The organism is Vogesella oryzae (assembly GCF_902829295.1).
GTDB lineage: Bacteria > Pseudomonadota > Gammaproteobacteria > Burkholderiales > Chromobacteriaceae > Vogesella > Vogesella oryzae.
Map to the genome: position 1 here is coordinate 41,530 of NZ_CADEPL010000001.1, position 14,641 is coordinate 56,170.

Annotated in this window: 17 protein-coding genes; 1 reads left to right on the top strand and 16 read right to left on the bottom strand. The window is 61.6% G+C overall.

All coding sequences use genetic code 11. The features are described from left to right. Positions 1-28 precede the first annotated feature (28 nt). From HU218_RS00220 to HU218_RS00245, 6 genes are read right to left on the bottom strand one after another with little or no spacing between them, the layout of a single operon-like run. A complete protein-coding gene (locus HU218_RS00220; RefSeq protein ID WP_174872905.1) occupies positions 29-781 on the bottom strand; it encodes a flagellar brake protein in 753 nt (250 codons plus the stop codon). A gap of 44 nt (positions 782-825) precedes the next feature. Next, positions 826-1,410, bottom strand: coding sequence for an SCO family protein (locus HU218_RS00225; protein WP_174872906.1), 585 nt, complete (start codon positions 1,408-1,410; stop codon positions 826-828). Then, a complete protein-coding gene (locus HU218_RS00230; protein ID WP_174872907.1) occupies positions 1,411-2,313 on the bottom strand; it encodes a heme o synthase in 903 nt (300 codons plus the stop codon). After that, positions 2,301-3,326, bottom strand: coding sequence for a COX15/CtaA family protein (locus HU218_RS00235; RefSeq protein ID WP_174872908.1), 1,026 nt, complete (start codon positions 3,324-3,326; stop codon positions 2,301-2,303). Before HU218_RS00235 ends, HU218_RS00230 begins: the two co-directional genes overlap by 13 nt. Positions 3,327-3,377: 51 nt before the next feature. Next, complete coding sequence (locus HU218_RS00240) at positions 3,378-3,857, bottom strand: hypothetical protein (protein ID WP_174872909.1); 480 nt, start codon at positions 3,855-3,857, stop codon at positions 3,378-3,380. Continuing rightward, positions 3,835-4,542, bottom strand: coding sequence for an SURF1 family protein (locus tag HU218_RS00245; RefSeq protein ID WP_174872910.1), 708 nt, complete (start codon positions 4,540-4,542; stop codon positions 3,835-3,837). The genes HU218_RS00240 and HU218_RS00245 overlap by 23 nt, the downstream gene beginning before the upstream one ends. Here HU218_RS00245 and HU218_RS00250 point away from each other — a divergent pair. Next, entirely contained in the window at positions 4,541-4,720 is a 180-nt protein-coding gene (locus tag HU218_RS00250) for a twin transmembrane helix small protein (RefSeq protein WP_174872911.1), read from the top strand. The two genes, HU218_RS00245 and HU218_RS00250, sit on opposite strands and share 2 nt — an antisense overlap. Positions 4,721-4,722: 2 nt before the next feature. On the opposite strand, the gene HU218_RS00255 is transcribed toward HU218_RS00250, so the two are convergent. From HU218_RS00255 to ilvN, 10 genes are all read right to left on the bottom strand, one after another. Further along, on the bottom strand, positions 4,723-5,580 hold the full coding sequence (locus HU218_RS00255) for a cytochrome c oxidase subunit 3 (protein WP_174872912.1): 858 nt from the start codon (positions 5,578-5,580) through the stop codon (positions 4,723-4,725). 27 nt (positions 5,581-5,607) lie between these two features. Further along, positions 5,608-5,787 carry a DUF2970 domain-containing protein gene (locus tag HU218_RS00260; RefSeq protein WP_174872913.1) on the bottom strand — a complete coding sequence of 60 codons (180 nt, stop codon included), beginning with the start codon at positions 5,785-5,787 and terminating at the stop codon, positions 5,608-5,610. Next, complete coding sequence (locus tag HU218_RS00265) at positions 5,784-6,326, bottom strand: cytochrome c oxidase assembly protein (RefSeq protein ID WP_174872914.1); 543 nt, start codon at positions 6,324-6,326, stop codon at positions 5,784-5,786. Before HU218_RS00265 ends, HU218_RS00260 begins: the two co-directional genes overlap by 4 nt. A 1-nt stretch (position 6,327) precedes the next feature. Then, the gene (ctaD, locus tag HU218_RS00270; RefSeq protein WP_174872915.1) at positions 6,328-7,959 is read right to left on the bottom strand and encodes a cytochrome c oxidase subunit I; all 1,632 of its coding nucleotides are present in this window, start codon (positions 7,957-7,959) and stop codon (positions 6,328-6,330) included. A gap of 9 nt (positions 7,960-7,968) precedes the next feature. Beyond that, positions 7,969-9,087: a cytochrome c oxidase subunit II gene (gene coxB, locus HU218_RS00275; RefSeq protein ID WP_174872916.1), complete on the bottom strand. Its 1,119-nt coding sequence runs from the start codon at positions 9,085-9,087 to the stop codon at positions 7,969-7,971. 229 nt (positions 9,088-9,316) lie between these two features. Further along, positions 9,317-9,940 carry a dethiobiotin synthase gene (gene bioD, locus HU218_RS00280; protein WP_174872917.1) on the bottom strand — a complete coding sequence of 208 codons (624 nt, stop codon included), beginning with the start codon at positions 9,938-9,940 and terminating at the stop codon, positions 9,317-9,319. Between the two features lie 211 nt (positions 9,941-10,151). Continuing rightward, the gene (locus HU218_RS00285) at positions 10,152-11,942 is read right to left on the bottom strand and encodes a 2-isopropylmalate synthase (protein ID WP_174872918.1); all 1,791 of its coding nucleotides are present in this window, start codon (positions 11,940-11,942) and stop codon (positions 10,152-10,154) included. 205 nt (positions 11,943-12,147) lie between these two features. Then, positions 12,148-12,900 (bottom strand): CDP-diacylglycerol--serine O-phosphatidyltransferase, encoded by a 753-nt coding sequence (pssA, locus tag HU218_RS00290; RefSeq protein ID WP_425509236.1) that lies wholly within the window; start codon positions 12,898-12,900, stop codon positions 12,148-12,150. Positions 12,901-13,078: 178 nt separating this feature from the next. Further along, complete coding sequence (ilvC, locus tag HU218_RS00295) at positions 13,079-14,095, bottom strand: ketol-acid reductoisomerase (RefSeq protein ID WP_174872920.1); 1,017 nt, start codon at positions 14,093-14,095, stop codon at positions 13,079-13,081. Between the two features lie 48 nt (positions 14,096-14,143). Then, the gene (ilvN, locus tag HU218_RS00300; RefSeq protein WP_026108204.1) at positions 14,144-14,635 is read right to left on the bottom strand and encodes an acetolactate synthase small subunit; all 492 of its coding nucleotides are present in this window, start codon (positions 14,633-14,635) and stop codon (positions 14,144-14,146) included. Positions 14,636-14,641: the final 6 nt, after the last annotated feature.

Here is a 14,641-nt window from a genome sequence, read left to right on the forward strand (position 1 = left end):
GATTTTGTTGCGTTGCAATAGTTAGGGCTCAGCGTACCAGAGCTCGACGCTCTCGCTCAAGGTGGGTGATGTAGCGTTGTACCAGCGTTTCGCGTGCCAAATTCATACCGATGAAATTACAGCCGACGCGGTAATGCTCCTGCCCGTCACGTGCGGTGATGAGCATGACATGGCGCACCTCCAGTCCGACCTGCAGCAGACCGACGCCCGGCAGGTCGATATCGACCTGCGACAGGATCTGGCCGGGCTGCAACCAGGCATGCTGGTCCAGCGTCAGCGACAGCGCCACGCCGCCCAGACTGATGTCGAACAGCGGCAGCACCCGCCCCGGCGGCTCGTGCAGCCGGCACCATACCGGCTTGGTCAACGGAGAATGGATGCGGTAGAACTCGCGGCGCTGCAGACGGATGATTTTTTCCGGCAGTGCCATTTCGAAAGCGCGCCGGCCCTCGTACTCGACCGCCGTAGCCGGACCGCAAATGAACTGTGTTTTCACGCCGGCCGGTGCACTGACCAGCACATTACGCTCGCTGGCCAACAGCTTCTGGTTGGAAACCTCGTCGGCACTCATGGCGAACACCAGCACCGCGCGCACGTCATCAACCGCCAGCAGGCGCGTCACGATAAAGCTGTTTCCCTTGTTGGAAAACACCGTTACCGCCTGCTTCAGCTCGGCGATAGTGCCCAGGTGCTGCAGGATTTCCAGCCGGTTGCCCAAGGTAAAGCGGGTCAATTCCGCCTGCTGCGTGCCGCTGGCCGCGGGGGGGTTATGCTGGCTCACGATAGTGATTCGTTCCGGAACAGGAGTGATCTCTATCTTGCAGTCTAACGCAACAACTGTTGCAGATCATGGACGATATCGGCGGTAGCCGTACCGTACGGCACATACACCCGCAACTGGCCATCACGATCGAACAGATAGCTGCCGGCACTGTGGTCCACGCTGTAACCGCCACCTTCCGTCGGATGCTTCTGCGCCACCACCTTGTACTGCCTGGCCACTGCCAGTACCTGCTCGGTGGCACCGGTCAGGCCCATAAAGCGCTTGTCGAAAAACGGGATGTAACCGGCCAGCACCTGCGGGGTATCGCGCTCCGGGTCGACGCTGACAAACAGCACCTGCACGCGGTCGGCATCCTTGCCCAGCTTTTTCATCACCTGCTGGTATTCCAGCATGGTCGTCGGGCAGACATCCGGACAGTGGGTGTAGCCAAAGAACAGCACCACTGCCTTGCCCTGATAGTCAGCCAGGCCGTGCGGTTTGCCATCCTGACCGGTCAGGGTGAACGGTTGGCCAAAATCGGCACCGGTGAGATCGGTGCCCTTGAAGGACAGCTTCTCGCCCGGCGTACACGCCAGCAAAGAGGCGGCCAGCAACAACAGCACCAGCCTGGTAATCAGTCGCAACATTCAGAATCGCAATGCAATGAAAAGGTAGTGATCTAACAGCAGCGCGGCAAACAGCCAGCTCAGATAATGGATGGACCAGCGGAAGCAGCGTCGCGCAAGGTCGTCAGCATAGTTTCGATGCAGGCAGGCGGCAAGCCACAAGAACCGCCCCCCCAGCAGGAGGGCAGCCAGCAAGTACACGGCGCCACTGGCACGCAACGCCACCGGCAACAGGGTGACGGCCAACAGCAACACGGTATACAGCACTATCGACAAGGTGGTGAAGCGCGCGCCATGCGTCACCGGCAACATCGGCACCCCGGCACGCTGGTAATCGTCACGCCGATACAGCGCCAGCGCCCAGAAGTGCGGCGGCGTCCAGGTATAGATGATCAGGAACAGCAGCATGGACATGGCACTGATTTCGCCGGTCATCGCCACCCAGCCCAGCAGCGGCGGCATGGCGCCACTGGCGCCGCCGATCACGATGTTCTGTGGCGTATTCGGCTTCAGCAGCAAGGTGTAAACGATGGCATAGCCGGCAAAAGTGGCCAGCGTCAGCCACGCTGTCAGGGCGTTAACCAACCCGATCAACAGTGCCATGCCCAAGCCCAGCGCCACCAGCGCCACCAGCAGCGTGGCGGCGGGACTGACCTCGCCACGCGCAGTCGCCCGCCAGGCGGTACGGCGCATGCGGGCATCGATGGTGCGCTCCACCAGACAATTGATCATCGCGGCCGCACCCGCCACCAGTGCAATGCCAACCGTTGCGGCCAACATGCGCGGCAAATCCGGCGTGCCCGGCACTGCCAGCAACATGCCGATCACGGCGCAGAACACGATCAGCAATACCACCCGCGGCTTGGTAAGTTGCCACATCGCCTGCCATTGCTGCCGGTCGGCATGGAAAATCAGGCTGGCCATGTCGTTCTCCTTCCCTTGCCATGGCGTAGGCGTGGTGCAGCCATGCGTTGTCGCGCCGGCTGCAACTGCCGGCGGGTGGCACTGACCAGCAGCAAGGTGCTGCTCAGCAACAGCATGGCCCCGATATTGTGGGCGACCGCCAACGGCAGCGGCAGCTGCAACAACACGTTGGCCGCCCCCAGCGACAGTTGCAGCAGCAAGGCCAGCGCCAGCAACAGCAGCCGTGGCCGCAATGCGGCATGGCGCCAGCCGGCCTGCAGCGCCGCCAGCAGCACCAGGGTCAGCAACAGCGCACCCAGCCGGTGCAGCCAGTGGATGGCGGTGAGCTGAGCCAGCGTCAGCGGTGTACCGTCCGCACTTTCGCCCAGCGCACGCTGCCAGTGGAAGGCGCCATCAAACTGCATCTGCGGCGGCACAAAACTGCCATTGCATGCCGGGAATCCCTGGCAGGCCAGCGCGGCATAGTTGCTGGATACCCAGCCACCCAGTGCCACCTGCCCCAGCACCAGTAATGGCAGCGCACACAGCAGCCAGTACAGCCGGGGAGACAGCGGAACGGACTGGCTGCCGCCGAAACGCCAGGTTGCCAGTAACGCCACGATACTCATGCCCCCCAACAGATGCGAGGTGACCACCGCCGGCTTGAGCAGCAGCGTCACCGTCCACATGCCAAGCAGACCCTGCAACAACAGCAGCGCCAGCAAGCCGGTCGCCGGCAACCGTTGCCGGCGGCGATACCAGGCCAGTGCCGCCGCCAGCAACACCAGCAGCCCCAGCGTGGCCGCCAGATAACGGTGGGTCATTTCCTTCCACGCCTTGGCCGGGCTGACCGGGCCATCCGGCCGCAGCGTCATGGCCTGATGGATATCCGCTGCCGCGTGATGCGGAGACAGATGACCATAACAGCCGGGCCAGTCCGGACAGCCCAGACCGGCATCGGACAGCCGTACATAGGCGCCCAGCGGCACCACGATGCAGGCCAACAGCAAGGCAACGGCGAGCAGACGTTTCATGAACACCCCCTGTTGCAGCATGGGCGGCACGGTTGGCCGCAAGGGCCACGGTCAGCCGAGGCCGTTATTGGTTTTCAGCACCTTGCCGATTTCGCGGATCACCGCCGTGGGTGGCGTACCATCGGCATAGAACAGCACCAGATTGCGCTGCGGGTCCACCAGATAGAAGCCGTCCTCGCGCAGCCCGGCGCGGTTGAGCTGCTGCCGCACCTGTACGCGGCCGGCATCCTCGCCCTGCGCGGTACGGATCTGCTGCATGGCAAAGCCGCGCTGCCGGCAGGCCGCATCACAGCCCTGCCCGACCGACAGCAACACCCAGCGCCCTTGCGGCCAACCTTGAGCCTGCACCGCCGGCAACGGCTGCACCAGCAGCGTGCCGACACTGCGCGTAGCCTGCGGCTGCCACCACAAGTACAACGCCGTGGAGCCCAGCACCGGCGCCAGCACCAGCAACAGGATCAGCCACAGCGGACGCATATCGCGCCGGCGCCGGCCGTGATAGAGCAGCTCAGTTCCCGGAATGCTGTGCATGTTGTCTCCTCATCATCACCAGTGCGCCAATCACCACGCACCCCGCCAGCAACAGCCATTGCAAGGCATAGGCGTAATGCCGCTGCGGATCGAAGCCCGGTTGCACCGGCCAGGTGGTATACGGCCGTAGCGTGGGCTCCAGCACCACCAGCCCGTCACGCAGCGGCCCGGGCAGCGATGCCGCCAGCGCCTTCCAGTCCAGTGCATCCACCTCGCCATCGATGCCGATGCGTGCCTTGCTCAGCAGATAAGGGCTTGGCCGCACCACCCAGCGGCCGCTTAGCCGGCCGGTCGGCAACGGCAGGCTCATGATGCCCACTGGCCGCGGCAACCAGCCGCGATCGATCACCACCCAGCTGCCGTCTATCAGCCGCACCGCCTGCAACTCCCGCACACCATCGCGGCCGTTCAGCACCGCACCGGCCACCCGCAACGATGGTGCGCTGGAACGGGCGGTCAGCCAGACCCGCTGGCCATTGGGCGCCGCGTCGCGGGCAATTTCCGCCAGATGCCGCGCCGGCAGGTTGGCCGCACGTTCGAACGCGGCCAGCTGGGCACTACGCTGCTCCCCGCGCCGGTATTGCCACACCGCCAGCGCTAGCGGCAGCAGCGCCAGCAACAACAGCCACGCGGCGCTACGCCGCCGTCTAGACTGGGGTGTGGATACCTGGGGAGAAACTGTCATGAATGCGATCGTACCGTTGCTGTTGTTATTGATTGTCGGCTCGCTGGGCTATGCCCTGCATTCGCTTACCCGCGGTGCCGATCCCCGGCGTACTGTGCGGGCGCTCACCCTGCGGGTGGCGCTATCCATCAGCCTGTTTGCCCTGGTCATGGCCGGCAAGCTGTGGGGTAGCTGGTAGCGCTACAGCCAGTACACGAACACAAACAGGATCAGCCACACCACATCGACAAAGTGCCAGTACCAGGCCGCCGCTTCGAACGCGAAATGGTGCTGGGCACTGAAATGACCACGCTGCACCCGCAGCCACATTACCGACAGCATGATCGCCCCCAGCAGCACGTGCAGGCCGTGAAAGCCGGTCAGCATGAAAAAGGTCATGCCATATGCCCCCGCGGCCAGGCTCAGCCCCAGTTCGTGCATGGCATGCGCGTACTCGTACATCTGCAGCGACAGAAAGCTCACCCCCAGCAGCACGGTAACGCCCAGCCCGAAGGCCAGCTGCCGGCGGTTGCCGGAAAGCAGCCCCCAGTGCGCCCAGGTCAGCGTGGCACCGGACGACAGCAGGATTAGCGTGTTGATGGCCGGCAAGCCCCACGCCCCCATTGCCTGATAGCGCGCGGTAATGCCCGGGCCAGTCTGTAGCGGCCAACTGGCGCTGAAATCCGGGTACAACAGCTTGTGCACCTCGTTCCCCAGCTCCGGCACCGAGATCACCCGTACGTAGTACAGCGCACCGAAGAAGGCAGCGAAGAACATCACCTCGGAAAAAATGAACCAGCCCATCCCCCAGCGGAAGGAGTGATCCTCGCGGCCGTGATAACGGCCGGCCAGGCTTTCGCGGATCACATCGCCAAACCAGCCAAACAGCATCCAGAACAGGATGCCGAAACCCAGCAGCAGGCCGAATTTGCCCGCCGCCACGCTGTTGACGGCTAGCGCTGCGCCCAGCCCCAGACAGAACAGCGCCAGCGAGCCGATGATGGGCCAGCGTGACGGATCGGGTACGAAGTAGTGGGTTTGCTCGCTGTGTTCCATCATCACGCTCTCCTTGTGGGCCGCCAAGAACTAGCCCGTCACCAGCCGCACCAACAGCAGCAGCAGCCCGATCAGTATCGCCACCAGCACGATGGCGGCGGTGACCACATCGGCAAAGCTCAACTTGCGATCGAGCCGCGCGCTCTGCCCCTTGCGGATACCGACAAAGGCCGACAGCACCGCCCGCAGGGCTTGCAACGGGTTAGTCATGACCGTCCCGGCACATCAAAGATGGTGTAGGCCAGGGTGATGCTGTCGATACCGGCCGGCACGCTCTTGTCCACCACAAACACCACCGGGAAGCGCTTGGTCTGCCGTGGTTCGAATGCCTGCTGCGCAAAGCAGAAGCAATCCAGTTTTTTCACATACTCGGCCGCTGCCGCCGGCAGGTAACGCGGAATCGCCTGCCCGATCACCCGCCGGTTGCTGGCATTGGTGATCTCGTAGTCCACGCGGACAAACTCGCCCGGACGGGCCTTGAGCGTGGACACCAGCGGCCGCACCTGCCACGGCAACCCCGGCTGCACCGTGGCATCGAAGGTCAGCACAATGGGTGCGGCCAACGTGGTTGCCGGAGACGTGCTGATCGCATCGGGCTGCAACAGCTTGCCCAGCCCGGTTGCGCGGCACAGCGCGTCGTATACCGGTATCAGCCCCCAGGTAAAGACAAACATCACGCAGGCCAGTACACCCAGCTTGAGTAGCAAGACACGGTTGTCACGGCTGCGGGATTGCTGGTGCGCGGTCATTTCAGTGATGCTTTCCGCCGTGCATGGACTTGATGGCACCGTTCTCGCCGACTTCCAGCGTCGGCGCCTCGACAAAGCTGTGATAGGGCGCCGGGGTGGGAATCTGCCATTCCAGGGTATCGGCACTTTCCCACGGCTGTTGCGGCGCCGGCTGGCCGTGCTTGATGCTGCTGATCATGTTGTAGAGGAAGATCAGCTGCCCGAGGCCAAAGCAGAATGCCCCCACGCTGGCGACAGCATTGAAATCGGCAAACTGCAGGTTGTAGTCCGGAATGCGGCGCGGCATGCCGGCCAGCCCCAGAAAATGCATCGGGAAGAAGGTGACGTTGAACCAAATCATCGACCACCAGAAGTGCAGCTTGCCCAGCTTCTCGTGATACATCCGGCCGGTCATCTTGGGAAACCAGTAGTAGATGGCGGCAAACAGGCTGAACAGCGCTCCGGCAACCAGCACGTAGTGGAAGTGCGCCACCACGTAGTAGGTGTCCTGCAACTGGATATCGACCGCGGCAATACTCAGCGTGACGCCGGACAGCCCGCCCACGGTAAACAGGCAGACAAAACCCACCGCGAACAGCATCGGGGTTTCGAAGCTCAGGCTGCCCTGCCACATGGTGCCGATCCAGTTGAACACCTTCACCCCGGTGGGTACCGCGATCAGCATGGTGGCGTACATGAAGAACAGCTGGGCGGTAGCCGGCATGCCGGTGGTAAACATGTGGTGCGCCCACACCATGAAGCTGAGGATGGCGATGGAGCTGGTGGCATACACCATCGAGGTATAACCGAACAGCGGCTTGCGGCTGAAGGTCGGGATGATGTGGCTGACGATGCCGAACGCCGGCAACGCCATGATGTACACCTCTGGGTGGCCGAAGAACCAGAAAATATGCTGGTACAGCACCGGATCGCCGCCACCGGCGGCATTGAAAAAGTGGGTGCCGAAATGGCGGTCGGTCAGCACCATGGTCACCACCCCGGCCAGCACCGGCATCACCGCGATAATCAGGTAGGCGGTGATCAGCGTAGCCCAGGCAAACATCGGCATCTGCATCATCCCCATGCCGGGCGCACGCAGGTTAAGAATGGTGACGATGATGTTGATCGAGCCCATGATCGAGCTGACCCCCATGATGTGGATGGCAAAGATGGTGAGATCCATGCCCATGCCCATCTGGGTGGAAAGCGGTGCATACATGGTCCAGCCAGCTGCAGCGGCGCCGCCGGGGACGGCAAACGAGATCAGCAGCAGCAGTGCCGCCGGCGGCAGCAGCCAGAAGCTCCAGTTGTTCATGCGGGCAAACGCCATGTCCGGCGCGCCGATCATCAGCGGCAGCAACCAGTTCGCCAGACCGGTAAAGGCCGGCATGATGGCGCCGAACACCATGATCAGCCCGTGCAGGGTGGTGAACTGGTTGAACAGCTCCGGCTGCCAGAACTGCAGGCCGGGGCGAAACAGCTCGGCACGGATGCACAGCGCCAGCACGCCGCCAAAGATGAACATACTGAAGGCAAACCACAGGTACAGGCTGCCGATGTCCTTGTGGTTGGTGGCATACAGCCAGCGTGCCAGCCCCTGCGGCTTGCCGTGATGGTCGCCGTGGCCGGCGTGGGTGGTTTCTGCGATCGCCATGATCCCTCCTTACGCCTTGCCGCCGCGGGCAGCCTTGATTTCACTAGGTTGCACCACATCGCCGGTCTGGTTACCCCACGCATTGCGCTCGTAGGTGATCACCGCCGCAATATCGGTATCCGACAGTTGCTTGCCCCAGGCGGCCATGGCCGGATTTTTCTTGCTGCCATTGAGCACGATGTCGATGTGCGCCGGCTTGTCCTTGGTGGCGATCGGCGAGCCATCCAGTGCCGGGAATGCCCCTGGAATGCCCTTGCCGTTAGCCTGGTGGCAGGCCACACAGTTCTGGCTGAACACCTTCTCGCCACGCGCCTTCAGCTCGTCCAGCTTCCAGACCTTGTTGGGATCGTCAGCGTTGGCCGCAGCCGCTTTCTGTTTGGCGGCCAACCATAGCTGGTAGTCGGCCGGGGATTTCGCCTCCACCACAATCGGCATGAAGCCGTGATCCTTGCCGCACAGTTCGGCACACTGCCCGCGGTAGAGACCGGGCTGCTCGACCTTGAACCAGGTATCGCGCACAAAGCCGGGAATGGCATCCTGCTTCACCCCCAGTTGCGGCACCCACCAGGAGTGGATCACGTCATTAGCCGTCAGCAACAGGCGCACCTTGACGCCGGTGGGCACCACCAGCGGCTCGTCGACCTCCAGCAGGTAGTTGTCATTGCGACCAGCAGTCTTGACGATGGCGTCCTGCGGCGTGGCCAGGTGGCTCATGTAGCGGACGTTCTGATCCAGGTAGTCGTACTGCCACTTCCACTGGTAGCCGGTCACCTTGATGGTCAATTCGGCCCCGGCGCTGCTTTTCTGCTGCAGGATCAGCCGGGTGGCCGGTAGCGCCATCGCCACCAGAATCAGGAACGGGATGACCGTCCAGATGATCTCGACCGTGGTGTTCTCGTGGAAGTGCTTGGCCTGATGGCCGGCGGATTTGCGGTGGCGCAGGATGGCCCAGAACATCACGCCGAACACCAGAACGAAAATGCTGCCGGTGATGTACAGCAGCAGCAGATGCAGGTCGTAGATGTCGCGCGCCACTTGCGTCACTGGCGTCTGGAAATTCAGGTTGGCCGCAGCCGCGCCCAGCGGTGCGCCCCCCAATATCCCAAGGTGGGTCTTACGGGAAAGCATGGCGTCTCCCTATGGATCATCCTGCGGTCCCACCGTTGGCGGTGGTCTGGCAATGCGATCCGGTTGATGACGGCAGCAATATCCGCCGGCATCTATCCTCTCGTGTTGGCCGGAAACCCGGCCACTCCCTGCTCTATGTCAATGGCAGTGCAATATCGAGATTAGGAATTCGCCGAAAAAAAACAAGGATTTATCATGACGCAACGCAGCATGAACTGTTGCATTGCCCTTAGCCCTCGAATGGCAGCTCCAGCAATGGCGTGCCCAGATGTTGCACCAGCGTCGCCAGGTTATCGGCGTAGGCCAGCTGGTTCGGCACCACGCGGTTGGCGATCCAGCCGGCCAGCTCGCAACCCGCGGCACGAATGGCCTGGGCCGTCAGCAGCGCATGGTTGATACAGCCCAGCCGCATGCCCACCACCAGAATCACTGGTAACTGCAGCTGCTGTGCCAGATCCTGCATCTTGAAAGCGTCGGACAACGGTGCCAGCCAGCCACCCGCGCCCTCCACCAGCACCACGTCGGCATCGGCGGCCAACTGCCGGTAATGCGCGGCGATCAGGTCTAGATCGATGTTCACGCCGGCTTCACGCGCGGCAATATGCGGCGATACCGGCGGCAGGAAGCGGTACGGATTCATCAGCGCCAGATCGGTCTGGCCGGTGGCCGCCACCAGCCGCACTACATCATCGTTAAGCAGGCTGCCATCCGGCTGCACTTCGCAACCCGACGCGACCGGCTTCATCGCCAGCACCCGCTTGCCCTGTGCCTGGAAATGCTGCACCAGCTTGACCGCGCTGTGGGTCTTGCCGATCTCGGTATCGGTGCCGGTGATGAAATAACCTTGTGCCACGAAATGCCTCTCTATGCGTTGCTGCGCCGGTTAATGCGGCAGCAGGTAAATGACAACAGGCAGACGCGACATCGCCGACCTCGTGGGTCGGCGGTCGGCGTCTGCCTGTTGGGGCAGCCACCTGTATAGGGCGGCCTTGTGAGCCTTCGATCTTTAACGCCGCGGCCAACCTTTCCGGGTAGGACGTCCTGCCGCCGCGTTTGCGCGCTCGTTAAACCGGGCCTTGTGCGTGCACGCGCTCGGTTTTGCTATGCAGTTTGTTCAGTGCCGCCAGGTAGGCCTTGGCGCTGGCGACGATGATGTCGGTGTCGGCGCCCTGGCCGTTGACGATGCGGCCATCCTTGGCCAGACGCACCGTCACTTCGCCCTGCGACTCGGTACCCTTGGTGATGGCGTTCACCGAGTACAGCTCCAGCTCGGCATCGCTCTTCACCACGCTTTCGATGGCCTTGAAGGCAGCATCGACCGGACCGGAACCGGTGGACTCGGCACGCTGCTCGTTGCCGTGCTCCACGAACACGATCTGCGCCTGCGGTGCTTCGCCGGTCTCGGTCGCCACTTTCAGCGACACGAACTTGTAGTCTTCCTGCTCGACGGTCACCAGCTGGTCGGACACCAGTGCGTGCAAGTCTTCGTCGAAAATCTCGCGTTTCTTGTCGGCCAGTTCCTTGAAGCGGGCAAAAGCGGCGTTCAGTGCCTCTTCGCTATCCAGCACGATGCCCAGGTCCTGCAGCTTGGTGCGGAAGGCGTTGCGACCGGACAGTTTACCCAGCGTCAGGCGGTTGGCGGTCCAGCCCACCGACTCGGCCGACATGATTTCGTAGGTCTCGCGATGCTTCAGCACGCCATCCTGATGGATGCCGGACTCGTGGGCAAAGGCGTTGGCGCCGACGATGGCCTTGTTCGGCTGCACCGGGTAGCCGGTGATGGTGGACACCAGCTTGGATGCCGGCACGATCTGGGTGGCATCGACGCCGGTTTCCACGCCGAACACGTCCTTGCGGGTGCGCACCGCCATCACGATTTCTTCCATCGCGGCGTTACCGGCACGTTCGCCGAGGCCATTGATGGTGCACTCCACCTGGCGCGCGCCGCCCAGCACTGCCGCCAGGCTGTTGGCTACCGCCATGCCCAGATCGTTGTGGCAATGCGCCGACCACACCACCTTGTCGCCGCCCGGCGTCTTGGCAATCAGCTCGCGGAAGAACGCCTCGGTAATACGCGGCACCGCGTAACCGACGGTATCCGGTACGTTGAGGGTGGTGGCGCCGGCCTTGATCACTTCGCCAAAGATGCGGGCGAGGAAGTCGATATCGGAGCGCAGCGCGTCTTCGGCAGAGAATTCCACATCGTCGGTGTATTCACGCGCCAGCTTCACTGCCTTGACCGCGGCTTCGACCACTTCGTCCGGGGTCATGCGCAGCTTCTTCTCCATATGGATCGGGCTGGTGGCAATAAAGGTATGGATACGTTTTTTCGCCGCCGGGGCGATCGCCTCGCCAGCGGCGCGGATGTCGCGCTCGTTGGCACGCGCCAGCGAACAGACGGTGGATTCCTTCACCACTTCGGCAATGGCGCGAATCGCGTCGGCATCGCCCGGACTGGCGGCAGCAAAACCGGCCTCGATCACATCGACACCCAGACGTTCCAGCTGGCGGGCGATGCGTACTTTTTCTTCTTTGGTCATGGCTGCGCCCGGCGACTGCTCGCCATCACGCAAGGTGGTATCGAAAATGTAAAGACGGTCGCCCATGTCTGGTGATCTCCCTTGAGCCGAAGCGGCAGCCCCGGTCAGATAGTCGTTGAAATCGAATCTCTTGCCTTGTTGTACGGCGAGTTGCGCCAGCTTGTTCAGCTGCGCCAGCGGCAGAGTGCCGCGTTCGCGCCATTTATAGACAGCAGCACGGGTCACCGGCTCATCGGGAAAGCTGGCCGTTAATGCCTCCGCGAGCACGCCCGGGCCGCCAAAATCCTCGATTAGACGCTCGATGTCCAATTGCATACTGCTCTCCTGTTTGTCCTTGGTTTCAATCTACCGAAATTCGCGACATTGTGTCAAACGCAATCGTCAAAAATTTACACAAATCACAAAACGCACGTTGTCCAAACCATAAAATTAGACAACATGTAGAATTTAAGACAAAACAAAAGGCGCCGAAGCGCCTTTCAGGTTTACCCGACTGTTTTAGCCCGCTATTGGACAACCATCACTCGCTTGCTACCGGCGGTGTCTTCTTACCCATGGCCAGCAACGCCATCACATAGCCGGACAAGGCATAGCAGACAAAGAAACCGAACAACACCAGCGGCGGCTCGGACATCAGCAGCAGCAAAGCAACTACCAGCGCCAGCAGCATCACGAATGGCACGCGACGGCGCAGGTGAATCTCCTTGAAGCTCCAGAACTTCACATTGGTCACCATGGTAATACCGGAGAAGGCGGTAAAGCCCAGCGCCAGCCACTTCAGCCCCGGCATGTCGTTGTAACCGTAGGCATGGCAGATCCACACCAGGCCAGCCACCAACGCGGCCGCCGCTGGACTGGGCAGCCCGATGAACCAGCGCTTGTCAGTGGAGCCGATCATGGTATTGAAGCGCGCCAGACGCAGTGCCGCGCCGGCACAATGAATGAAGGCGACCATCCAGCCCAGCTTGCCCAGATCCTTCAGCATCCATTCATAGGCCACCAACGCTGGCGCCACGCCGAAGCTCACCATGTCGGAGAGACTATCGAACTCGGCGCCGAAGGCACTCTGGCTGTGCGTCAGCCGGGCGACACGGCCATCCATGCCGTCAAGAATCATGGCGATGAAGATCGCCACCGCCGCATGTTCGAAGTTCTGGTTCATCGCCTGCACGATGGCATAGAACCCGGAAAACAGCGCGGCCAGGGTAAAGGAGTTGGGAAGCAGATAAATGCCCTGACGGCGCAGGGAAGGCTTGTTCGGGGCCGGATCAATATGCATGGGATAGCCCTAGTCGTTATTGTTGGCAACAGGTTGATCGGTGAGGGCCAAAGGTTGGCCGCAGTCAGCCGCCCATTCTAAAACGGCCAGCGGCACCGCAAAAGTCATAGCGTGCCTTGAAATGCAAAAAGCCGGACATTGTCCGGCTTTGCTTGACTGGAAACGGCCCAGATTAGTTCTTGGACTGGTCAACCAGCTTGTTCTTGGCAATCCACGGCATCATTGCGCGCAGCTCGGCACCAACCTTCTCGATCGGATGATCGGCGGTCAGGCGACGGCGGGCAGTCATGCTCGGGTAGTTGGTCTTGCCTTCCAGGATGAACATCTTGGCGTATTCGCCGGACTGGATGCGGTACAGCGCTTTTTTCATCGCTTCCTTGGTGGCGGAGGTCACCACTTCCGGGCCGGTCACGTACTCGCCATACTCCGCATTGTTGGAGATGGAGTAGTTCATGTTGGCGATGCCACCTTCGTACATCAGGTCCACGATCAGCTTCAGTTCGTGCAGGCACTCGAAGTAGGCCATTTCCGGCGCGTAACCGGCTTCGGTCAAGGTTTCGAAACCGGCTTTCACCAGTTCAACCGCGCCGCCGCACAGTACTGCCTGCTCACCGAACAGATCGGTTTCGGTTTCTTCGCGGAAGTTGGTTTCGATCACGCCGCCTTTGGTGCCGCCGTTGGCCGCAGCATAGGACAGGGCAATGTCACGCGCCTTGCCGGATTTGTCCTGGTATACGGCGATCAGGGTCGGCACACCACCACCCTTCACGTACTCGGAACGCACGGTGTGACCCGGGCCTTTCGGGGCGATCATGATCACGTCCAGGTCTGCGCGCGGCACGATCTGGTTGTAATGCACGTTGAAGCCGTGTGCGAAGGCCAGCGCAGCACCCTGCTTGATGTTGGCCGCGATTTCCTTGTTGTACACGTCCGGCTGGGATTCATCCGGCAGCAGGATCATGACTACGTCGGCAGCTTTCACTGCGTCGGCAACTTCTTTTACCTGATGGCCAGCGGCCTCGGCTTTTTTCCACGATGCGCCATCTTTGCGCAGACCGACGATCACGTTAACGCCGGACTCTTTCAGGTTTTGCGCATGGGCATGGCCTTGCGAGCCGTAACCGATGATGGCGACCTGCTTGCCCTTGATGATGGAGAGGTCAGCGTCTTTGTCGTAGAAAACTTTCATTTCATGTCCCTAGTTGTTCTCGGGCAGCGGGTAGCCGCCCTGGTGATATCAGATCTTCAAAATACGTTCGCCGCGGCCAATGCCGGATGCACCGGTACGCACCGTTTCCAGGATCACTGAACGGTCGATCGCCTCGATAAAGGCGTTGAGCTTGTCGCTGGTACCAGTGAGCTCGATGGTGTAGGTCTTTTCCGTCACGTCGATGATGCGACCGCGGAAGATATCCGCCATGCGCTTCATTTCTTCACGGTCCTTGCCGGTGGCACGGACCTTGATCAACATCATCTCGCGTTCGATATGGTCGGACTCGTTGAGGTCAATCACCTTGACCACCTCGATCAGCTTGTTGAGCTGCTTGGTGATCTGTTCGATGACTTCGTCAGACCCGTGGGTGACGATAGTCATGCGCGACAGTGTCGGATCTTCGGTAGTCGACACCGTCAGCGAATCGATATTGTATGCGCGGGCGGAAAAAAGTCCTACTACTCGCGAGAGTGCGCCCGCTTCGTTTTCCAGAAGGATAGAAAGGATATGTCGCATTCTTAC

What these genes read in the sequence shown, in the direction of transcription:
- HU218_RS00260 (WP_174872913.1), bottom strand. Translation starts at nt 5,787, where the DNA reads ATGACTAACCCGTTGCAAGCCCTGCGGGCGGTGCTGTCGGCCTTTGTC.
- ilvC (WP_174872920.1), bottom strand. Translation starts at nt 14,095, where the DNA reads ATGAAAGTTTTCTACGACAAAGACGCTGACCTCTCCATCATCAAGGGC.
- coxB (WP_174872916.1), bottom strand. Translation starts at nt 9,087, where the DNA reads ATGCTTTCCCGTAAGACCCACCTTGGGATATTGGGGGGCGCACCGCTG.
- HU218_RS00285 (WP_174872918.1), bottom strand. Translation starts at nt 11,942, where the DNA reads ATGCAATTGGACATCGAGCGTCTAATCGAGGATTTTGGCGGCCCGGGC.
- HU218_RS00245 (WP_174872910.1), bottom strand. Translation starts at nt 4,542, where the DNA reads ATGACAGTTTCTCCCCAGGTATCCACACCCCAGTCTAGACGGCGGCGT.
- ilvN (WP_026108204.1), bottom strand. Translation starts at nt 14,635, where the DNA reads ATGCGACATATCCTTTCTATCCTTCTGGAAAACGAAGCGGGCGCACTC.
- HU218_RS00225 (WP_174872906.1), bottom strand. Translation starts at nt 1,410, where the DNA reads ATGTTGCGACTGATTACCAGGCTGGTGCTGTTGTTGCTGGCCGCCTCT.
- HU218_RS00230 (WP_174872907.1), bottom strand. Translation starts at nt 2,313, where the DNA reads ATGGCCAGCCTGATTTTCCATGCCGACCGGCAGCAATGGCAGGCGATG.
- HU218_RS00235 (WP_174872908.1), bottom strand. Translation starts at nt 3,326, where the DNA reads ATGAAACGTCTGCTCGCCGTTGCCTTGCTGTTGGCCTGCATCGTGGTG.
- HU218_RS00250 (WP_174872911.1), top strand. Translation starts at nt 4,541, where the DNA reads ATGAATGCGATCGTACCGTTGCTGTTGTTATTGATTGTCGGCTCGCTG.
- HU218_RS00265 (WP_174872914.1), bottom strand. Translation starts at nt 6,326, where the DNA reads ATGACCGCGCACCAGCAATCCCGCAGCCGTGACAACCGTGTCTTGCTA.
- ctaD (WP_174872915.1), bottom strand. Translation starts at nt 7,959, where the DNA reads ATGGCGATCGCAGAAACCACCCACGCCGGCCACGGCGACCATCACGGC.
- HU218_RS00240 (WP_174872909.1), bottom strand. Translation starts at nt 3,857, where the DNA reads ATGCACAGCATTCCGGGAACTGAGCTGCTCTATCACGGCCGGCGCCGG.
- HU218_RS00255 (WP_174872912.1), bottom strand. Translation starts at nt 5,580, where the DNA reads ATGATGGAACACAGCGAGCAAACCCACTACTTCGTACCCGATCCGTCA.